The organism is Pedobacter sp., assembly GCF_045628745.1.
GTDB lineage: Bacteria > Bacteroidota > Bacteroidia > Sphingobacteriales > Sphingobacteriaceae > Pedobacter.
The window spans coordinates 1-22,793 of record NZ_JAZQPU010000076.1; the positions used below are offsets into that span (position 1 = coordinate 1).

Sequence of the window (22,793 nt, forward strand, 5' to 3'; positions counted from 1 at the left end):
TTATATTACGATAGTGCCTTAAACACATTGCCTAAGCATTACCCTGATTATGCCCAGGTGCGGCAAAAGGCGAACGACCTGAGTTACCTGAATGAGCGTTATGCCACCATTGCTTTGGAAGAAGAATTACAAAATCCAAAGAAAATACCTTCAGACACAGCAGTCATTGCATTTGCAACTTCAAAAGAAACCCCAAACACCAATAAAAGCGCTTCTTATTTCAGTAATCCCATTGCGCTAAGCATAGGTTTTGTTGATTTTAAAAAACAATGGGGCAATAGAAAGCTGGAAGACAACTGGCGACAAAGTATCCGCAGTCCGGCATTATTGCACGATCCTGATGCTCCAACTTCAGCCAATTCTAGCAAAAAAAGCACCGCTGTTCAGCCAAAACTCGCCTTAGCACTTACACCAGAACAACTGGCTGCCAGTAATGACCATATAGTACAGGCTTACCTTGACATTGCTGGTTTTTATCAGCATCAATTACACGACACCATAGAAGCAACAAAAATTCAGCTGCTGATAAATGACAGATTTGCTGGAAATAAAAAGCTACTGGCCTCACAAAAAGCAGCAGACCCTCAAATAGTACAGCGTAAAATAGAAAAAGAGGCGCTTGCTCAGCAGGCCTATTCAGCTGTACTGGAAGCTTATCAAAAAAAAGATTACAAGGAAGTGATTGAGCAGGTAAATAACCTTAGAGATCTTGATTCCGTAAATTCTCTTGCAGCCCGATTTGCTTACCTTAAACTATTGTCTGTAGGCAAAACTGCTCCCGTAGACACCTTCATTGCTGAGATTAATAAATACAAGACACTAACAGATAATGATCCTGTGATTGGGCCCATGGTAAAAGCACACCAGGCTTATATTCAACAACATTATATGGAATTTAAAAGCAGGCCTATTGCCTTAACTGACATAGATACGAACGTCACTTTAGTACAAGTACTACCAGAAACACCGCTAAAAGCATTACCTTTGGCTGTTTCTCCAAAAGAAGATACACTGGCTATTTTTAACAATAGCGCGGCAAAAACCTATTACTTTGTAATTGCCGTAAACAATGCAACGATAACATTAAGTTCTTCGCGCTTTGGTATTGGCGAGTTTAACCGTGGAAACTATGCGGAGAGTGGCTTAAGACACCGATTAACAGAATTTGACAATGATCAACTGTTATACATCGGGAACTTTAGTAATTTTGAAAACGTAAAAACCTATGCTGATGGAATTACACCGCAACTTGGAAAGATCATGAAAGTTCCGGCAATGAGCTATACCAGCTTTATCATCAGCAAAGAAAATTTTGAAAAAATAACCAGTAAGGAACTTTTAAATAAGTACCTGGAATACTATAAAATTAATTTTAAAAATGAGTAAACCCCTGTCGTCAGCAGATATTAAGAAATACAACTTTACCATCTGGAAGCTGTTAATATTAGGTATCGTTCTTTTTGCACTCTTCATTATCTCCATTGGTTTTGACGTGTTTGGCACACTGCCTTCTTTCAGAGATATTGAACACCCTAAAAGTAACCAGGCCACAGAGATTGTGGCTGAAGGTGGGAAAGTGATGGGCACCTATTTTGTTCAAAATCGTTCCAATGTTACTTATCCGGAAATTTCTCCCTTTGTAATTAATGCCTTGATCTCTACCGAAGATACCCGTTTTATGGAGCACTCCGGCATTGACTTTAAACGTACATTCACCATTATTTTTTATAACCTTATTGGTAAAAAACAAGGTGCAAGTACCATTACGCAACAATTGGCGCTCAACTTATTCTCTGAAGAAGGAAGACAAAAAAACTTCTTTAAACGCCTGATGCAAAAGTTTCAGGAATGGGTAATCGCCGTTAAGCTAGAAAGAAACTATACCAAGGAAGAGATTATTACCATGTACCTGAATACCGTTGATTTTGGCAACCAGGCTTTTGGTATTAAATCTGCTGCCAGGGTATATTTTAACACCACTCCTGATCAATTGAGTGTGACTGAAGCCGCCACACTTGTGGGTTTGCAAAAAGGAATTACACGTTATTCGCCAACAAGAAACCCTGATCGTTCTTTAACCCGTCGTAATACGGTAATGGCCATGATGGTAAAAGCAAACCACCTGACACAAGAGCAATTTGATGTAGAAAAGCAGAAGCCTCTGGGATTAAAGTTTAATGCAGCGAATGTGAGCGACGGTATAGCCCCTTACTTTAGGTCAGTTTTAAAAAATGAAGTGCGTAAAATTTTCCAGGAACGTTCTATTTTAAAAGCTGATGGAACGCCTTATGACCTGGATAGAGATGGCTTGAGAATTATCACGACCATCAATTATGACATGCAGGTCTATGCAGAAGAGGCTCAAAAAGAATATATGAAAATTTTGCAGGCTCAATTTGCGAAAAGCTGGAAAGGCAAAAACCCTTTCAAAGGCAAGGAGTTGCAGATTGAGCAGGGCGTAAAAAGATCTGACCGTTATAAAGCGTTGAAACTGGAAGGGAAATCGCTGGAAGAGATTAAAGCCGACTTCAATACCCCTACCCGACTAACCATCTTTACCTGGAAAGGAGATATAGATACTTTAATGAAGCCTATCGATTCTGTAAAATATTATAAAATGCTATTGCGTAACGCCATGATGGTGATGGACCCTCAAACGGGTTATAACAAAGCTTGGGTGGGTGGCATCAATTATGAGCACTTTAAATATGACCAGGTAAAGATGGGTACCCGACAAGTGGGCTCTACAGCAAAGCCTTTTACCTATGCCGTGGCTATTGACAACGGCTATTCACCATGTTATACTGTTGCAAATGAACCGGTGAGTATTGACGTGCCAGGCAGTGCACCATGGGTACCACGTTCTACAGGAACCATACCGGGGGTAATTACCCTGCAAAAGGCCTTAGCATATTCACAAAATTATATCACTGCATTTTTAATGAAACAGGTGGGGCCAACAGCGGTAGCTACACTGGCACAGAAAATGGGCATCACTACCGAAGTGCCTGCTTATCCTTCTATTGCCTTGGGCTCTTTTAATGCCTCTGTTTATGACATGGTAGGTGCGTACAGTGTTTTTGCCAATAAAGGAATATGGACAGAACCTACTTATGTTTTGCGTATTGAGGACAAGAATGGTATTGTCTTATATGATAAAAGACCAAGTGTTCACCCTGCTTTAAATGAGGAGGTGGCTTATGTAATGACAAGGATGTTAAGGGGCGTAGTTCAAAATGGAACAGGCTCCAGGTTGAGTTATAAATATGGTATTAAAACCCCTGTGGGTGGAAAAACGGGTACTACGCAAAACAACTCTGATGGTTGGTTTATGGGTATTACGCCTCAACTGGTGGGTGGCGTATGGACAGGGTGCGAAGATCGTGCCTTCCACTTTATCAGTACCCGCGAGGGTGAAGGTGCCAATACAGCATTGCCTATTTTTGCAGGCTTTTTGAAACGTGTTTATGCTAATCCTAAATTAAACATCAGCAAAGCAGATTTTGAAGCCCCTAAAAATGGCGTCTCTATCGTTTACGATTGTAACCAGTACCAGGCACAGGACACCACAAAAATGGTACTGGAAGATAAGTTAGGCTTTTAATTACCTTAATTTAACCGCTTTTAAGATGAGTGCTTTTGACTATAAAACGGCTCTTGCCGATATTCCGCACAGACCCGGTGTTTACCAGTTTTGGGATATCGAAGGTACGCTCATATATATTGGTAAAGCTAAAGACCTGCGCAACCGCGTAGGCTCTTACTTTAATCAGGATAACCAGATGAATGGTAAGACCAGGGTGCTGGTTTCTAAAATAAGAAACATCACCTTTACCATTGTTGACACCGAAATTGATGCCTGGCTGCTGGAAAATAGCCTGATTAAAAAACATCAGCCACGGTACAACATCATGCTGAAGGATGACAAGACTTACCCCTGGATCATCATCAAGAAAGAACCCTTCCCTAGAGTTTACTGGACAAGGAACCGTGTTAAAGATGGCTCTACCTATTTTGGCCCTTATGCTTCGGTTGGCATGATGCATACCATCCTTGACCTGATCAAAGAAACTTATCCACTACGAACCTGTACCCTTCCGCTTACGGAGAAAAACATTGAAGCCGGTAAATTCAAAGTCTGCCTGGAATATCAGATCGGCAATTGTAAAGGTCCCTGCCAGGCTTACCAGGATGAAGCAGACTACAACAAAAATATAGAAGAGATCAAGGAAATCCTGAATGGCAAAATTGGAAACGTCATCAGGGATGTCAAGAACATTATCAAAAATGCCGTTGCCGATTTAAATTTTGAACTCGCCCACCATTACCAGCGTAAACTGCTGGTGCTGGAGAAATACCAAAGTAAGTCTACAGTGGTGAACAGCTCTATCACTAATATCGATGTGGTGAGTATTGCCTCTGATGAACGCTATGCATTTGTCAACTACCTGAAAATTATGAATGGCAGCATCATTCAGGCACAAACGATAGAAATTAAAAAGCGCCTGGATGAAACCGACGAAGAGCTGCTGACTTTAGCCATCACTGAATTCCGCAGCAAGTTCAATAGTACTTCTAAAGAGATTATCGTTCCTTTTGATATTTCAATAGCTGATCCTGAACTGCGCTTTACAGTCCCAAAACTTGGGGAGAAAAAAAGTCTCCTGGAGCTTTCGCAAAAAAACGTGCTCTTCTTTAAGAAAGAAAAGCTGAATCAGTATGAAAAGCTGAACCCTGATTTGCGTACAGACCGCATTCTTTCACAAATGCAAAAGGATTTACGGTTAACACGCCTGCCACAGCATATTGAATGTTTTGATAATTCCAACTTCCAGGGAGCTTACCCTGTTTCTGCAATTGTGGTTTTTAAAGATGCCAAACCATCAAAAAAAGATTACCGACACTTTAACGTAAAAACAGTAGAAGGACCCAACGACTTTGCAACCATGGAAGAAGCCGTTTACAGGCGCTACAAGCGCATGCTGGAGGAAGAGCAACCTTTGCCTCAACTGATTATCATCGATGGTGGTAAAGGACAGCTATCATCTGCGATGACGAGCTTAAAGAAATTAGGGATCGACAAGCAAGTGACCGTCATCGGTATTGCAAAAAGATTGGAGGAATTATATTATCCGGGAGATAGTTTCCCGTTGTACCTGGATAAAAAGTCGGAGACTTTAAAGGTAATTCAACAGCTGCGTGATGAGGCTCACCGTTTCGGCATTACCTTTCACCGCAAGAAAAGAGACCAGGGAACACTGAAGACTGAGTTGGAGAGTATTGCCGGGATTGGTAAGACAACGGCCGATAAACTCTTGCGCCACTTTAAATCGGTTAAACGAATTAAAGAGGCGGAAGAGCAGGACCTGGCTGAAGTTTTAAATAAAACGCAGGTGAAGACACTTTTGGAATACTTTAATAAGGAAAACCCTTAGTAGTTCCACATTTTGCTTTGGAAGCTTTCCATCATTTTTTGAATCTTTTCAGATTCTTCAATTACTCTGGGATCTTTAGGATCTGTAGTCCCAATAATTTCCATAATGGTTTTATTGCCCGGGTTAGTTACTTTAATCACCGTGCTGGTGAACATCCGTCGGTTAAAGAAATCATCATAGGTCATTACAGAAGCATCATTAAGGGGATTCAACATCCTTTTTTTGCTTAATATCTCTCTGGCCTCATCAAAGTAAATCCAGAATACCGGCTGCCAGTTACCTTCAACCATTTTCATAGGTGCAATACCAATGATTCTAGGCTCAAACACTGCACGTTTAATATCTAAGATCCAATCTTCTTTAAGTCTGTAACGGGTAAAATCATCAGGTCTTAACCTTTTCAATTTAGGCTGTGAAAGTTTCCCTGTAATAGGGTCCTGCACACCTTCAGAATAGCCCCTTGCATTTTGCAAAGCCTCCTCTGGCGTCAGTTCAATTTTGAAAGAGTCGTTATCTTCCAAAACTTTACCTTGTGTGGTATCTTTTGGAGAATAGGCTGTCAGTTCTTCATTCTGAATGGCCGTAAGAAAAATCTCAATCAGTTTATTCTGGTCATTGTTTAAAACCGCATTAACAGAATCTGTTAAATCAAGTTCTCTCCAAATGCGTTTCGAGTAATAAACATCCTCTTCTCTTACATCAGCATAAGGAACAACGCTATTGCTATCTACATCTATACGCGCAGAGAAACCATCTTTCGGTGGTGTCTTTACTTTTTTAATCTTCTTCGGAGTAGTTGTACTTTCCTTATTTGCTGTTGATTGTGCAAAAGAAGTAGCGCACAATGACAACAGAATGAATGTATACAATATGTTTTTCATCATCGTTATCTTGTTATAAATGTAATATTATCAAGTACCTTCTGTCTACCATCAGGGCCTTCACAAACAATATCTTTAAAAATTACGGTCGCACCTGGTTTTATAGAATTCAGGGCGCCTTTAATCTGGCCGTTGAAACCTGCACCACTGCAGGAAATCGATACAGCATCAGAACGGGGGTTAATAAAAGTAGTAGAGAAACGAAGCACTCTGTATTTCACATCAAAAACAAAGTCGTCTAATTGGGTTTCCATCTGACCGGCAGATTCCAACCATTCTACTTCTACGCTACCACCAGACTTACCACGTACCATGGCTTTAGGCGTAGGCAATGCTTTAACTCTGAATTTTTGTGAGCCCAACGATACCGTTTTACCCGCATTACTTGCCGTTACATTAATGTTTACTTCTTTGCCAATCAGGCTCCCACCAACATTGACTGTATATTTACCATTAGCACCACTCATGCTTCCACCGCTGATGCTTGCCTTTACACTTTCTAAAGGAAAACCTGCAGCAGATACAGAAAATGGATTGGCTATACCTGCGTAAATCACATTCATTTTATCAGGAGAAACCGTTGCAGAAGGTTTAGCAACCTGGTAGGTTTGTTCTGGTGTTCTGTATTCTTTAATTTGTCCGTCTGTTTGTTTTACACGGATAATTCCATTCCATTTAAAAACACCCACACTACCTGTGCTCCCTGTATAAGTACCTTTACCATCTTTCATGGTTAAGGTCTGACCACCAACCCTGATTTCCGGGCTAGATTTAGAATCACTAGCGGTTAAAAACACCTCTGCTTTGTAGGGTTGTCCCTGCACCACATAAGAAGTTGGCGCTACAGCGACCGCAGCAAACTGATCTAAGTTAACCAGTGATTTATCCATATTACCGAATAATTTCTTCACCACCTCAGCTTCAGCATTTTTTGTATCTGCTTGAATTTTAGTAAGAATTGTATTTGCCGCAGTTAAGGGTGTTCCTTCGCCAAAATTAATATCAGACCATTCTTTTTTGCCATTCACACGCTTAGTAGCGTCTTTAGCCTCCAAAGTAAAGGTTACGGATTTGCGATCTTCAGGATTTAATAAAGCAATCAGCTTTTCACGAGTATCATTGATGATCACTTGTAATTTTTGTCCTTCCTTTTGATTGATCATGATATCCTGAGCAATATCCTGGTTTGCCCGCTCTACCAAATCACCAGTCTCCGGATCTATACCATTACCTGCAGATTCAAATCGTTGCTTTAAAGCTTCAATAGCATCATTAAGTTTCGTAGCATAGGCTTTAGCCTGGTTAGCTTTATTCCAGATAGGCTGTGCCCTTGCGGGCTCATCTTTAAGTTTTGTATTTTGAAATGAAGTAAATAGCTGGTCAACACTTGTATTTACATTTGTTTTAGACGCTTCCAGACTATCATTTATATTTTTGAACGCATCTAATATCGTATCCGACACATTCAAGGCGAGCATAGCTAATAACACCAAATACATGACGTTGATCATCTTCTGCCTTGTGGTCTCTTTTGCTCCTGCCATTATAGATCTGTTAGTAAATTAAACACGTGGTTGATTCATCGCAGTCAACATATTTCCATAAATAGCATTCAGAGAAGACAAGTTTTTCGCTAGTTTACCTACTTCTTCTTTAAACTGTTTAGAATCTTCCATAGACTCATTAAAGTTGTTCATGGTTAAAGAAAGATTCTGATAGAATTTATTCATCGATTTAAGGTGTGCCGTAGAATCCTGTAGTTCTAATTCATAAACTGCATTTAAGGCAGATAGATTTTTAGCCAATGCATTTACCTGCTCATGGTAAGCTTTTGCATCACCGCTATTTTGACCCATTTCAACCAGCTGAGCTGTCGCTTTTCCAAAAGCCTGGTTTAAATTATCAAAGCCTGCAGAAGCAGATTTAATTTTCTGGGTAAATTCATTACTGGCTTCAGCTGCATCAGCAACTCTAGAGATCGAAGCTACTTTGTCACCAAAAGTTCTTAACCCTGTTCCAAGGTTTTCAATTAACTCAGGTCCTATTTTAGCATCAGACATCATTTTATCCAATGCCGCAGTATTGGAGAAAGAAGGTGTATTAGTTACTACTGTACGAGAAGAAGTTTTAGGCAACTCGCCAGTAAAATCTTCACTCAACTCAGGATAAACTCTTTTCCATTCCGGATCAGGTTTAGGAGGAAAGAATCCTGTTAAAAAGAATAACAGTGCTTCTATGCCCAGACCGAAGCCTATAATATAATTTCCCCATATGCCACCGAGGTGAAGGATTTTAAAAAGTACGCCAATAATAACAATGCTGGCTCCCCAGGAAATTGCTTTGTGTAACCAATCAGATTTAACTTGTTCTGCCATTTTAAGCTGAGTTTAGATTATTTAATATTAGTACCAGGGTAAGAAGCAACACATCTGAATCCAATGTAAGATCTAGGTTGATCCTGGAATTCGTATGTCGAAACTGAATTTTGTAAGAAATAAGCAATGTCTTTCCATGAGCCACCTTTAACCACTTTCCGTTTCAGGTATTTGCTATCTGATGGTCTGGCCACATAAGTAAAGTTGGGGTTAAAATCATGTAATAAACCTACTGATGAAGGGTTATAAGCTGTAGTTGTCCATTCAGCTACGTTACCGGCCATGTTGTAAAGTTCAAAATCGTTAGGTGAATAAGACCTTACATTTACAGGGAACAAACCATAATCTGGTGTATAGTTACCAGCGTCATTTTTGAAGTTCGCTAAGAGATGTCCATCTGCATTGCGTACTAAATCGCCATTCCATGGATATTTGGCATTTTGATTTCCTGCTTTAGCAGCATATTCAAATTCTGCTACTGTTGGAAGTCTGAATTCAAGTTTTGGACGTGCCTGTGAACCTGAGTTACCTTGATATTTTCTGGTTAGCCATACGCAGTAAGCATTGGCTTGTTCCCAGGTAACACCAACAACAGGAAAATCGTTATAAGCTGGATTATTAAAGTAATCCTTAACCATAGGGTCATTTTGAGAATAGCCATAATCTACTTTCCAAACTAAGGTATCTGGATAAACATTGATAGAAGGAAATTCGTTGGCTTTTGAAGGATCAGGGTTATCTACATAACTCTGGATAAAATCTCTGCGATTTTTAGTAGGATCATTTCTTCCTGCCGCAGCAAGGTCCATGTTAACAAAACTAAAAGAATAGCGTAATTTTCGGATATCAATTTCTTTCTTTCCTAACAAAGCATCATCACCACTGTAGTACATGTCGTTAAGCTTCTCTGCATAACCATTAGCACGAGAGCTCCAAAGATACTTTTTAACGTTTTTCCAGTCTATCTGGCGCTGACCGGTTAACGTGGCTCCACCTTTTGTGGTAGGCACTGGTTTAAACAAGTTTGGAGCAACCGTTGGACCTAACATGGTTACGGCTACAGAATCTCTCACCCAGTTGACAAATTCACGGTATTGACGGTTAGAAACTTCTGTCCGGTCCATGAAGAAGGCACTAATAGAAACCATTCTTCCTGAAGCACGAAGGGTATCCATAATATCACTTGGAATGCCTACAAAAGTTTGACCAGATGGAATGGAGGCCATATCTCGGTCTCCGGGAGAATAAACTTTAGTCTTTTTAACCCTAACCCATTTAGATTGTGCATTGCTGCTTGTTGTAATACTTGAAAGGAAAATAGCGAAAACTATTATTCCCAGAAGGTAAATTTTTCTCATAGTAACTGAAACAATTATAAGCAATTGTATCAATAATCATTGGTAAAACCAACCATTAAACGTAACTAATTTAGAAATACCTCAAAAACAATGCTATTTGTTTGATTTCTTGATATAATTCTCAATTGCCATAATCATAGAGGGTGCTTCAGGCGATGGAGCGGCAATATCAACAATTAACCCTGCATCCGTAACAGCTTTATGAGTATTTAAACCAAAAGCAGCAATTCTGGTATGATTTTGAGCAAAATTAGGGAAGTTTACAAACAAAGAATTGATACTTGAAGGGCTAAAGAAGGCAATTACGTCATAAAACACCTCTGCAAGGTCAGAAAGATCACTCACTACGGTCTTAAATAGGACTGCCGGTGTAAAATCATAGCCATTTTTTTGCAAAAACTTCATCGTATCTTCCGTTGCCATGTCAGAACATGGGTAAAGAAACTTCTCGTTGGCATGTTTTTTCAAAACTTCAGCAAGATCTGCAGCAGTTTGCTTCCCAAAGAATATTTTCCTTTTACGATATTGAATATATTTTTGAAGGTACAATGCTGTAGACTCAGAAATACAGAAGTACTTCAATTCCGAAGGCACTTCATATCTCATCTCTTCACAAATTCGGAAAAAATGATCTACAGAATTTCTACTCGTAAAAACCACAGCGGTAAAGTCAGCCAGGTTGATTTTATCTTTCCTGAAATCCCTTGCAGGAACTCCTTCAACATGGATGAATGATCTGAAATCAATCTTAAGATTGAATTTTTTGGCCAAGTCAAAATAAGGCGACTTCTCTGTTTCTGGTTTAGGTAAAGTAATTAAAATACTTTTTACCTTGCGTAACCTATCTTCTTTGTTTTCCTGCATTATCTTATTAAGCGTTAAATACCTACTGCCTTGATTAGTATTAAAATAGGACAGATTTCGAGGGCACAAAAGTACAAAAATAAATACACCTTTAAAAACCGATAATGAGATAAAATATTTATCCCTGCCCTAAAGAATTGAAATGTAAAGATTAATCCAGTAATGAGCAAAGATATTATTATATAATTTAACCCATACCTTATTGATGATAACGCAAACGCAACTACCAAAGGAATAAAGAGTAAGGATAAATTAAAGTAGCTTAAATACAGGATGATGATGTATTCATGTACTACCTTTTGTATATTGAAAATATGCCCTAGAAGCTTCAAAAGAATAATTTTTCCGGTATAAAGACCCAAAATTAATACGGAGATAGTGAGGAAGAATCTAAAGCCGCCGGCACCATAGGAGATCTGGTAATACTGGGTAACCATGTAAAAAAACATGCCTATAACGAAGCCAAATTGCACAAATAAGAGCAAAAATGGCCATGAAGTAAACAAATTATCCTCTTTATAAAGGTTGTTTAAAACCCTATTGCTGAAGAATGCCTGAACAATAGTATAGAGCTGACGAGAAAAATATCTTTTTAAGATCGCAAAAATCAAAAGTAGAAAGGCAATAAAGGCCAACACCCATACTTGTCCTTTTGGCAAGGGTTTTCCCTTTTGATATAAACTTTCTTTTTTCCCTTTTCCATGTAAAGTGTACCATGGCGCAGCAGTAGATTTGCCTGAAAGGTTAGCCTTCATAATGCTATCCATGATGAGGGTATTACTTAATAAAGAATCGTCTAAAATCCAGGTATGGTGAATAATAGAGTCTGTCACGAACTTTTGTCGGGCATAAAAAGCTGAATCTTTTACCACACGGTAAGGATTTAACTTTTTTGCAGGCGTATCCGGACTAATGGCAGGTACAGGAATCTCCTGTGCCTGCAAACTCCAGGCACCTGTCATCAGCCATAAAAATAGAATGAGGGTCTTCAATACTGCAAAACTAAGTTATTATTAGCTAATTAAACAATTCTAAAAGATCCTTCCTTGAAAGTTGTTTTAAAGTGTCTTTATCGGTTTTAATCAAGTCGTTGACCAAATCTCTTTTTGCTTCCTGCAGGCGCATCACTTTTTCTTCTATAGTATCAGGAGAAATCAGTCTTACCGCAATTACATTCTTCTTCTGCCCAATCCGGTAACTCCTGTCGATGGCTTGATTTTCCACTGCAGGATTCCACCAGGGATCAACTAAATAAACATAATCAGCTTCCGTTAAATTTAAACCAGTGCCACCTGCCTTTAAACTGATTAAAAATACCCGTATATTTTTATCATTCTGAAAGGAGGCCACCTTTGCAGCCCTGTTTTTACTTTGTCCGGTCAGGTATTCAAATTTAATCCCCCTATCGAGCAATTCTTTTTTGATCAAATCCAGCATGGTGACAAATTGTGAAAAAACCAGGAGTTTATGTTGTCCACTTTTACTTTCAATCTCCTCCATTAAATAAGTTATTTTAGCAGATGAATTGCCGTAAAACCGGTCTTCCTGAATCAAGGCTGGTGAATTACAGATCTGTCGCAACTTCGTTAAGCCCTTTAAAACATGCATGCTGTGTTTAGATAGGTCTTCTTCTTTATGCGTTAAAAAGAAATTGCGATATTCATTGCGATAGGAGTCATACACTTTCCTTTGCTCCTCCTCCATTTCACAATAAATCACCATCTCGGTTTTTTCAGGAAGTTCTGTGGCCACCTGCTTTTTTGTACGCCTTAAAATAAACGGGCGCACTTTTTTTTGCAGTTCCATAGATCTCTTGATATCTTTAAACTTATCAATAGGCGTAGAATAGTGGTCTTTAAAAAATTGCCGAGACCCTAAAAGCCCAGGATTGGCTAATGACAACTGTCCATATAGATCAAAGGTGCTGTTTTCAACAGGGGTCCCTGTTATGACTATTGTGTTTCGCGAACGGAGTAATGCCGCAGCCTGGTATCGCTGCGAAGAAGGGTTTTTAACCGTTTGTGATTCATCAAGGAACACACTGCTGAAAGTATATTTCTTAAGGTATTTAATGTCATATAACATCGTTCCATAAGAAGTAATCACTACATCATATAAATTAAAGCTTTCACTATCCGTGGGTCTTTCCGTTCCATAAACGGTAAGCACCATTAAGGAAGGTGCAAACTTTGCCAATTCTGCCTGCCAGTTGAAGATTAAAGTGGTAGGCACTACAATCAGAGAAGCCTGTTGGTGTTTATCCTGTTCTTTTTGTAAAAGGATAAAAGCAATGACCTGGATAGTTTTCCCTAAGCCCATATCATCAGCTAAACAGCCGCCAAAACCGAACTCCGCTAAGAAGTTCAGCCAGTTTAATCCCTGTTGCTGGTAAGGACGCAATTCCCCATTTAACCCTTTGGGAGTTTGCACCTGCGTAATAGATTCGAAGTTTTCCAGACGGGAATTCAGCATACTCAATTCCAGCTTCACTTCTTTCGACAAAAACTCCTCTTCATACAATTCCGCAATGCTAGAAAAGTTCACTTTAGGGGTGCGGATGGTTTCTTCTGTTACTTCCCCTGCATTAAAATATTTTGAAAACTTCTCTATCCATTCATCGGGCAAAATCCCTAATGTTCCATCACCCAGCTGCACAAATTTGCTTTTATTTCTGATAGATTTGTGCAGGTATTTTAAGGTTACTTTTTCTTTACCAAATTTAAGCTCAATCGAAGTATCAAACCAATCAAGGCCACTCAATACCTTGATTTCAATTTTAGCCTTATGCGGATTAAGTTTATTGTTCTTGAGTTCATTGAAACCTAAAACCGTAATGCCTTCCTTTTTCCAATCTTCAAAAGCATCGAGGAACCAGCCATTATCTAAAAACCTTGTTTTATGCAGGTAAAAGTTGTTTTCATCCAGCTGCTCTTCAAAATGGGGATGCTGACGAAGCAAAATGGAGGTGAGCTTTAATTCTAGCACCTCATTGCGAGATACGGTAAATGGTTTTCCCCGGCTGTCGATAGCATAGATTGTCTTTTTAGATAGCACAGGTACTTCCACATTCCCATATTTAACCACTGGCGTAATCAGGATATGATCACCTTCCTCAGAGAGGTAAATCAGTGTTTCATTAGGGATGTCAAAACTATTTTCCTGCAGCTGCTTTGGAGTAGCCGCTTTTAAATAAGCATAAGAAACATGGATGTTGTTTTCTAACTTAGCCAATATAGTCCGTTGAAATTCCTCGAATTTACTTTGGTGAATCAGGATTTTATTGTTGTGCTTTTTAAAGAAATCAATCATCCTTAAAAAATCAGGCTGATCTATTAAATAAAGGGTCTTGTTGTAATCCAGGAAATAATGGAATTTAACCTGCAATTTCTCCAGGTCATAAGCCCGCTCTTCCAGGTAAAGCTGCCCTGTTATTTCATAAAAGGAAGAACGCTGACTAACCGCAATACGGATATCCAAATGGAGCGCTTTCAAATTCATGGGCAAAAGTGTGCTGGCACTCACTGATTTTGCTCCTTCCTTCTGCTCATAAAAGACCAAGCCCAATGGGTTTTTGACCAAAGCTTTCAGTGCATCAATGTCAGAGGCTGACCTTTCTCCATCATAGTTATTCTGGAATTTTGAAACTGCCGTATAAAACTTCAGTTCATCAGCATCTTCTGCCTTCCATATCAGGTCCAATGGATTAACTAAAACCAATGGGTTCTTAATTTTACCATTCAGCGTGCTTTCACCTTCATATAATTCAATATAAAAGTGACTGTAATATTTATGCTTTCTAAAAATTACAATACGGCGTTGACTGCCTGCCATAGAATCTTTTGGCAGGCTTTTACGCTGTGGCAGTAAATTTTCAGTGATATAGCGCTTGCTCTCCGTATTAACCTTAAAAAGCTCTTTTGATTTTGGCGTAATAACGATACCCTTGTTTTGGTATTCTACCTGAAAGAAATCATCTAATTGAGGTTCCTTTTCCAGCCCATATTCTTTAGCCACCACACGCATTTTCTCATGCCTCAATGGCGTATCAAAAAATACCCGCAGCTCTTCACGGCGCATCAGGTTAAAAAGTACCTGTGCCTGGTGAGTACACAATTTTATGCCTTCTTCGTCACAATCACAGCCTAGTCTTAAGGTTTTATGATCAAGGTTTACTGTAACATAAGCTGTTTTTCCAGTACCCGGACGAGAAATAAAAAGGCAGTAACCCAATTCAGGATCAACGGGCCGAAGGTCGTAAAAATCATTCAGTTCCGGATCTGCAGGATGTTCAGCATGTTTGGCAATAAAAACAGGACTCAGCTGGTCGGCGGTAAAATCTTCTATCAGTATTTCTCTGTCGGGCATCAATCAAAGATACTGAACTTATTGGTGTACCGTAAATCAATAATTTTTGAACCTTTAATTTCAACAGCCCTATAACGTAACAAATTCCTATTCCCTATCTTTGCACTCTATATAGAAATACAATCTATTCGCTTATTCTAAATTATACAGCCTAACAACATGGCCGGTATTAAACCTTCACTCGGTATCATAACTATACACAAAGTAACAGATAAGAAAGTCTACAATATTTAAAGTAATTACACAATCATTACAATAAAGTTTATGTTATACACTGAGCATTAAAATTTCCCCATCTTCCAAGAATCTCATACAGATTTGGTTTATACCGCCTCTTCCCCACATAAATTATAAGATTTATCACCTATTTTATCTTGCAATCAACAATTAGTTACTTCTGAAGGTACATAAAATTAATTAAAGTTTAATTAGGTAGGCGATTAATCTGCCTAATGGAAAGATGTAAGAAAATTCATTAATTAAAAATCTTATCTTTAAAAATTAAAAAATAAGACAAGTGGTAATATATGGAAATTAAATTTATAGGACAAGGCTTAGACCCTGACAGTGATATAACAGCGGGAAATTTTATAATTGACTCATTAGAAAGTAAAAAATACAGTTCGTTCAATGCCTTTGTCGCTTTCGTCAGCACCAGTGGACTCAAAAATATTATTGACCAAATGTTAGCTTTCAAACAAACTGGAGGAGAAATCAAATTGTATGTGGGTGTAAACCTTAACGCAACTTCAAAGGAAGCGTTAGAAAAACTGCTTGAACACAAAATTGAATCTTATGTTATTTACTCACCAAACAACATAATTTATCATACTAAACTCTACGCTTTTGAGAGTAATGTAACAACAAGAACAATAATTGGTTCTTCCAACCTGACCGAAAGTGGATTGTTTCAAAACATTGAAGCCTCAGTTTGCGTTGACTTTGAAAGTGATGACAAAAACGGCCATGAGTTCTTATCAAATATTTACGATCATTTTAATACAATAATAAATCAAGAACACCCAAGTTGTCAACTTCTAACCCAAGAAGTTTTAGAAGTTCTTATTGAAAGTAATGTTGTTCTACCTGAAGCGACAAGTAGAGCGAAAAGCAATAAAATAAACAAAGAGTTTGGGCAACAAGAAATAAAAGCAAACAAAAGGCTTCTCGAATTGTTTGGTAAAGTTAAAGCGAAACGACCACCAAAGGGCTTTAAGAAATCTGCTACGCAAAAAGAATATATTAAGCAAGATAATTCAAACGATGTAAATATCGTTGAAGAAAATATATTTTTGAATTCGGGTTCAATGTGGATTCAAACGGGTGTAATGACAAGTGCTGCAAGAAACATCGTTGGTCTTTCAAAAAAAGGAAGACTTCCTAATAGAAATTCAATTAGCGGAAGTGTTTCTTTTTTTGGCATAAATCCAGATACGGACACTCACCCAATTCAAATCGATGTTGAATATGCAGGTGATCTTTACAAAGGCAATCAGGTACATTATACAACAAATAATGGATCTTGGAGATTAAACTTTTATGGAGAAACTGATAGCGGAAATAAATTTACAGATATAACGAGACCTAAATTAGGAACTTTGGGAGCTTTCCAAAACAAGATTTTGCTCTTTACTAGACTAACACCCACTCAGTATAAACTGGAAGTACTTGATGATAATGAAGTTGAAAAATTAAAGGATTTATCTTCGTTATGGGCTGAGAATGGTACCAGCCCATTGAGTTTTGGATATATTGCTTAACTGTTTCCTAAACCATTTTAAATCCTCTTGTGAATATTGCTTATTGAATTCAGCAAGCACCAGTTCAACCTCTGGATCACTCAACTTATAAAGGACCATAAAAAGCAAATCGATCCTCCTAACGATTTCAAATTTACTTTGGTTTTCAACTTTATCTATCAATTCCAAATTCTCAAAGAGTGGACTCAAACGAGCATCGTTCCTTAAGAGAGAAAACACAAGTGACGAAATATGATTTTTAATGGTGGCCTTGCTACCATTAAAAATCATATTATTTGTGATTTGTTCAATTCTCGGGACAGGAATTTGCTTAATAAGCGATTGGGTCAAATCGATTCCACTTAATTTTTTCTTCAAAATAAAGTCAAATACAACCGAATTAAAAAGTCCTGATAAATACAGCAAGTCATTTGGATTTGTAGTTAAGAACTGAACAGATTGTGATGCAGGAAAAAAAGGCAATACCGTTGCAATACAGGTTCTCGTATTAGTTGCAGAAGTCAAACTTCTCCAAGCCAACATAAATCTTTCGTTATGATTTTTTGAAAGTTGTAGCCACTTTTCAGCATCAATAAAAAATCTCGATTGAGGAAAATAATCTGAAATAGCTTTTTTTACCTCCTCAAAATTTTGCGAAGAAGATTTGTTGCCGTATCTCAATTCATCTGGCACTCCATTGAATCCTGAAAATTTACCGTCAAACTGATTAAAAAATTTCCCTTCGTAAATCGGAATATTATCATCTGCTTTATTTTTAGTGATGAACTTCGCATGGCTTGTAAAGTGAACGATTCTTCCAAATCTGACATTATTATAAATATTTTTGAAAAATGGAAAGTCATAAGAAACCTTCAAAAGAAAATCAACCTCTTCTTTGCTTGAGAAGTTTGGAAGCATTCCTGTAAGTGGATTCAGTAATTTTAAACTATCGTAAGATAACTTAATTATAGATTCGGATTTCTCAATCTCTGAAACTTCGCTGAGATTCATTAAAACACGAAACTTCTCACTTTTTGAATTGCCCAAAAGCAAAAAACAAAATCTTTCCCTACTATCAATATTGAAAATTTTTCTACGATTGATAAAATCGTAAATAGAAATAACAAGATTTTCTTTTGTCAGATACTTGAAGATTTTTTGATTAACTTGACTTGTTACAATAGCACTTTTCAAAATCAAACCAACAATACCTCTTTTAGTTTTCAACTTTACGGCAGCCTCAGTAAATAAAGCGTAAGTATTCAGTTCTCCATTGTTCGATAAAGAAAAAAAAGAATTATTCTTTAAATCAGATTTCGCTTTTTCAATTTCAAGCTTGAAATCTTTTGAATATTCCGCCAACTTTGAATTGCTCAATTCGATATCATCAATCTCTTTAATTCGGCTTGATTTGAAATGATTCGAAGAAATTGAATTTTCATATAGGGCATAAAATTTCTTTTCCTCAAATCTTATTTTCTCCCAAGGTGGATTTCCTAAAATAACATCATATTTTCTTAATTTTTCCTTGTTCACACCGAGTTGTTCATGGTAGATAAATCCACTTGAAAAAATATCAGCTTTTTGCTGATCAGAAATTTTAAAATCAGACTGCAATAAAAAATTTGCATGAATAAATCTTTCATTCAGCAATTTATATAGTGAAACTTGTTTGATTCTCAAAAGTAAATTCAGCTTTGCAACTTCCAAAGCCAAGCAATCGACATCAAATGCATAAATATTTAAAACAATTTCTTTCAGAACTTCTAATTGTTTTTCTTCTTCAATATTCCAGTTTTTTAAGAGAACTTCAAAATAGTCAATTATTGCAATTATAAAATTGCCTCCACCACAAGAAAAATCAGCAAAACTTATTGAAGTAATTTCCTTCAAAAATTCTTTATCAACACTTCCAAAATTTAATTCAAAAAAGGAATTGATAGTTTTTTCAGTCACAGATTTGGCTAAATTTTTAGGTGTGTAGTAGCTACCTAGCTTATTTCTATAATTCTTAACCGCAGAAATTTTCGTTCCGTTGATTTCATCGCCGGTTTCAATACCCAAAAGCGTTTCATAAAGTGAAGGAACATCTATCGATTCAATGTCTATCAATTTACAAAAACTCTCATCAACCAATTTGATTAATCCTTCATCTGAACTATCGATGACTGTTGAAAATAAATTCTCAGTACCAAATGAACTTCTTAACCAATGATTCGTTGCAGAAACAATTCCAAAACCGTGACTTTCAGAATTATTTTTCACAAAAAAAACTGAAGCAATAAAAATTGCTTTAACTTTGAACCTTTCTTTATTGAGTTCAATTGGATTGGCATTTTGCTGATTTGAAAAATGCGTTGAAAGGTGCCCTTTCAAAATATAACCATATATCTCTAACGCTTTATCCATTGTGTATTTGTCCAACTGTTAAAGATTCTTTAGAATAAGAAACCAAAGGTTTGTTGAAAAAGCTAACTTTATGATGTGTTTGGATAATTGAAATAATTCGTTCAGTCAAATCCTTTTGTTCATTTAGGAAAGTATATTTTAATTTTATTGATTCGATCAACTTTGTCAAATCAAAAACCTCAAATTTATAAATAGAAACTTTCTTAACACCTAACTCGTTTAAAATAATCTTGTGTAACAAATCATTAAAATATTTTATTTTTGTAATATTAAAATGAGATATATTCTTCTTTATAAAATCAAAAAGAGGTTTAGGGTTTACATCAAGTTTGTAAGATAAATCTTCAAACACACTTTCACTACCAACTGAATAACCGTTGATTGCCCTGCTTCTTGACAAGCAATTCAAATCAATATTGGAAGATAAAAGAAAATCCAACTGTTCTGAATTGATTTTTAGAACTTTTTTCCTGTTGAAAAATGGTGACTCACCAACAACATTTTTTACTTCTTTCAATTCTTTCAAATTGAAACTATATTGTTTTCTGATTTCTAACTCAATTTGGGATTCTAATAAAAGCCGTTGATAATCGCTTTCAATATCATCAATGATTAATTTCTCAATATAAGAATTAAGTTTACTAATAACTGAATAATTGAAGTGTTCAAATTCAAAGTTAGGCAATTTCCTCTTCAAATACTTCTCTTTCAACTCTAGACATTCTTTACTTTTCTCAGCAATGAATTTTGAATCCAAAATATTTTTCGCGACTGGTATTTTAGAGATATAACCTGCACTAATTGTAAATTTGGGATTAATAAGTTTCAGGAGGAAAGTTGCAATCTTTGAATTAAGGAAAGCAAGATGAGCATATTTATCTCCATACAAAACTTGAATTCCTGGACCAGATGCAATGAAGACTTGATTATCTCTTAAAACTCTTACATTCAACCCTAATGTTCCAGTATCACTGTACACCAGTTGAGTTGTTGGGATCTTATCAATGTTTCGCAATGCACTCCCTTTATTTGCTTTTATGACTTCAGCATTTTCTCCCCAATGAACTTTATAATAATTCAAGCCTGCCCATTTACTGAATCCACCACCTTTACTAACTAATTTCCAATCAGGACTTCCATTTACTTCCCAAGCAAATTTCACAAACTCTTTATTGTTACCTGTCGAAGTTCCCTGCATAGGGTTTGCGAACTGTGAGTAGAGTTGAAATCCACGAATATTTTCAAAGCGATGTTCTAGTTGATAGTTGAATTCAAAAAGACTGTTTTTCAAAAACCTATTTTGATTTAATTCGTATGTTAAATCATCTGGTATATTCTTTTGCACCAACAAGCTTTTCTTCTCGGAAATATTTTTGAATTTTAAATTATAGAAACGTGATGTTTTTATTTCAGAATTTCCAATAACACACAATGCAACATTCGTTTTCTCTCCGTTTATATCCTCAAATGCATTGCTCCCTAAATCAACACACTCTTTTAAAGTTTGCTTCTCTAAAAACATTTTTCTGAAATCTTTAAGTGATGACAAATACATCCAGTTATTTTGAGAAACGACACCTAAAACATCTCTGTCATTCATCAACTGAATAGTCCTTTGAATAAAAGACACACACAAATCCCCTTTACTTTCAGGATAGTTCGCAAGCAAATAATTTTTCAATGAAATCTCCATATCCCGTTTGCCCATGAATGGAGGATTCGTGACAAATACTTTTATCTTATCCTCTTTATTGAGCCTATCTAATTCGAATCTAAAAGTTGTTCCGTTTATTGAGTCTGACGTAACAAACGGGTTCAGGAAACCGAACTTGTCGTTTGGAACTCCACCGTAAATCTTAATCAAAGTCGATTTCTGAGGAATTGCATAATCAGCAGCCTTAACAAATAATGACAATGCAGCTATTTTAGAAAGATTTGAATCCAAGTCATAACCAATAATTGAGTTATTTAATATCGTATCAACAATCTTTTGATTTGACCAATTGGGGTATGACTTTTTATAAAGTTTATAAAGGCAATCAAAAGAATAGTTCAAGAAATTACCGCCACCAGAAGCCGAATCAATTACAGTAACCTTTTGAATATTATTTTTATCAAAACCTGACAAGGATTCATTAACTAAATATTTCACCATGTATTTGTCTGTGAAAAATTGTGTAGTGAAAAGCAAATCAGAGTCTTCAATTTTCACGTTGTTTTTTCCAATTCTTCTGAATGCAGATTTTTCCAAATCTTTTTTTAAAAATTGGTATGACCAAGAAATTATATTGTCAATATCATCATCATCATTTTCAAAAACTACTTCCAGTTTTTGGAATATAGATAAAAGTAGTTCAGCGCGGAGTTGAGATTCCGTTGAAAGAAAGCTTTTAACTAATTGTGGAAATCTTTCTACAACTAGTTGAATTTCAGATTTATACTCAAACTGATAATTTGCAAAAGAGATTTTCATCTCTACTGTTTTGTTTTGCTTTTTTCTCAAAGCGAAGACTGCAAGCAGAACAGAGAAAAAAACACTTAAATCCTGTATAGGAATATTCTTTTCTTTAGGTCTTAAACTTCCAATGAAATAAACAATAAGACTTTTGATTTTCTGTTTCACTATTATTTCTCTTTTGACTTATTTACGTAAGGCGTTAATTGTTCATTGACAAGTTGAATCGCATCGTAAGTAATTTTATTTGCACCAAACTCTTTCAAAATCTTTTCGGCAGTATGCTTCACTTTCAAATTAGCTTCAGACACATTATAAAATTTAGCTAAACGCTTCAACTGTTCAGCTGTTGGTAACCTTTCTCCTCTTTCAATTTTACTGAGCATCGGAGAATCAATATCAGTTCTCTTTGACACTTGATGAAGTGTTTCATCTCTTCCTTTTCTCAATTCTCTTAGATATTGGCCTAATTCTGATTTAAAATTGCTCATTGTGGGACTTTTAAGGCTTGTCACTTTTTGACAAATATATAAATATATCTTTATCAAAAGATTTTAAAAAAAAATACTTTTCAACAGCGAAAAAAATGAACACCCTTAAAAAAAACCATTATAACTCTATTGGCAATATAAGTTAGAATGCAAACACTTCAATATTTATTATTTTGCAATGCTCTAACTCACAATATCCAGTACCTTTGCCCTATGGCTGGCATCTATATCCACATCCCTTTTTGCAAGAAAGCATGCACCTATTGCGACTTTCACTTCACCACCTCCCTGAAATACGCAGAAGAGATGACCGATGCAATCTGCAAAGAACTTATTCTAAAGAAAAACCGCATTACCGAACAAGTAGGCAGTATCTATTTTGGCGGTGGCACCCCTTCTGTTTTATCCAGCCCCTATTTAG

14 protein-coding genes and 1 pseudogene are annotated in these 22,793 nt (G+C 36.7%); 5 read left to right on the top strand and 10 right to left on the bottom strand.

The window, feature by feature from the left end; translation table 11 throughout:
• The 3 genes and pseudogenes from ACR2F7_RS03490 to uvrC all read left to right on the top strand — a co-directional run.
• Positions 1-1,386 (top strand): annotated as a pseudogene (locus ACR2F7_RS03490) (tetratricopeptide repeat protein); the annotation flags it as partial.
• On the top strand, positions 1,379-3,604 hold the full coding sequence (locus ACR2F7_RS03495; protein ID WP_432712204.1) for a transglycosylase domain-containing protein: 2,226 nt from the start codon (positions 1,379-1,381) through the stop codon (positions 3,602-3,604). The pseudogene ACR2F7_RS03490 and the gene ACR2F7_RS03495, both read left to right, overlap by 8 nt.
• 25 nt (positions 3,605-3,629) lie before the next feature.
• A complete protein-coding gene (gene uvrC, locus ACR2F7_RS03500) occupies positions 3,630-5,435 on the top strand; it encodes an excinuclease ABC subunit UvrC (RefSeq protein WP_432712205.1) in 1,806 nt (601 codons plus the stop codon).
• Here uvrC and gldN read toward each other — a convergent pair.
• The 7 genes from gldN to ACR2F7_RS03535 form a co-directional block, all read right to left on the bottom strand.
• Positions 5,432-6,319, bottom strand: coding sequence for a gliding motility protein GldN (gene gldN / locus ACR2F7_RS03505; protein WP_432712206.1), 888 nt, complete (start codon positions 6,317-6,319; stop codon positions 5,432-5,434). The two genes, uvrC and gldN, sit on opposite strands and share 4 nt — an antisense overlap.
• A gap of 2 nt (positions 6,320-6,321) precedes the next feature.
• Positions 6,322-7,860: a gliding motility protein GldM gene (gene gldM, locus ACR2F7_RS03510; protein WP_432712207.1), complete on the bottom strand. Its 1,539-nt coding sequence runs from the start codon at positions 7,858-7,860 to the stop codon at positions 6,322-6,324.
• An 18-nt stretch (positions 7,861-7,878) separates the two neighbouring features.
• Positions 7,879-8,691 (bottom strand): gliding motility protein GldL, encoded by an 813-nt coding sequence (gldL, locus tag ACR2F7_RS03515; RefSeq protein ID WP_432712208.1) that lies wholly within the window; start codon positions 8,689-8,691, stop codon positions 7,879-7,881.
• Between the two features lie 17 nt (positions 8,692-8,708).
• Positions 8,709-10,049, bottom strand: a complete 1,341-nt coding sequence (locus ACR2F7_RS03520; protein ID WP_432712209.1) for an SUMF1/EgtB/PvdO family nonheme iron enzyme — start codon at positions 10,047-10,049, stop codon at positions 8,709-8,711.
• 93 nt (positions 10,050-10,142) lie between these two features.
• Positions 10,143-10,913, bottom strand: a complete 771-nt coding sequence (locus ACR2F7_RS03525) for a uroporphyrinogen-III synthase (protein WP_432712210.1) — start codon at positions 10,911-10,913, stop codon at positions 10,143-10,145.
• A gap of 14 nt (positions 10,914-10,927) precedes the next feature.
• Positions 10,928-11,905 carry a DUF4271 domain-containing protein gene (locus tag ACR2F7_RS03530; protein ID WP_432712211.1) on the bottom strand — a complete coding sequence of 326 codons (978 nt, stop codon included), beginning with the start codon at positions 11,903-11,905 and terminating at the stop codon, positions 10,928-10,930.
• Positions 11,906-11,930: 25 nt separating this feature from the next.
• Entirely contained in the window at positions 11,931-15,278 is a 3,348-nt protein-coding gene (locus tag ACR2F7_RS03535; RefSeq protein WP_432712212.1) for a DEAD/DEAH box helicase, read from the bottom strand.
• 527 nt (positions 15,279-15,805) lie between these two features.
• Here ACR2F7_RS03535 and ACR2F7_RS03540 point away from each other — a divergent pair.
• Positions 15,806-17,038 (top strand): phospholipase D-like domain-containing protein, encoded by a 1,233-nt coding sequence (locus tag ACR2F7_RS03540; RefSeq protein WP_432712213.1) that lies wholly within the window; start codon positions 15,806-15,808, stop codon positions 17,036-17,038.
• Here ACR2F7_RS03540 and ACR2F7_RS03545 read toward each other — a convergent pair.
• Genes ACR2F7_RS03545 through ACR2F7_RS03555 form a run of 3 tightly spaced genes read right to left on the bottom strand, consistent with a single transcriptional unit; the run spans position 16,988 to position 22,372 of the window.
• A complete protein-coding gene (locus ACR2F7_RS03545) occupies positions 16,988-19,426 on the bottom strand; it encodes an Eco57I restriction-modification methylase domain-containing protein (protein ID WP_432712214.1) in 2,439 nt (812 codons plus the stop codon). The genes ACR2F7_RS03540 and ACR2F7_RS03545 overlap by 51 nt on opposite strands.
• The gene (locus ACR2F7_RS03550; RefSeq protein WP_432712215.1) at positions 19,419-22,049 is read right to left on the bottom strand and encodes an Eco57I restriction-modification methylase domain-containing protein; all 2,631 of its coding nucleotides are present in this window, start codon (positions 22,047-22,049) and stop codon (positions 19,419-19,421) included. Before ACR2F7_RS03550 ends, ACR2F7_RS03545 begins: the two co-directional genes overlap by 8 nt.
• Positions 22,050-22,051: 2 nt before the next feature.
• Positions 22,052-22,372, bottom strand: a complete 321-nt coding sequence (locus ACR2F7_RS03555; RefSeq protein WP_432712216.1) for a helix-turn-helix domain-containing protein — start codon at positions 22,370-22,372, stop codon at positions 22,052-22,054.
• Between the two features lie 213 nt (positions 22,373-22,585).
• On the opposite strand from ACR2F7_RS03555, the gene ACR2F7_RS03560 reads away from it, so the two are divergent.
• A partial coding sequence (locus ACR2F7_RS03560) for a radical SAM protein (protein ID WP_432712217.1) occupies positions 22,586-22,793 on the top strand: 208 nt, incomplete at its 3' end.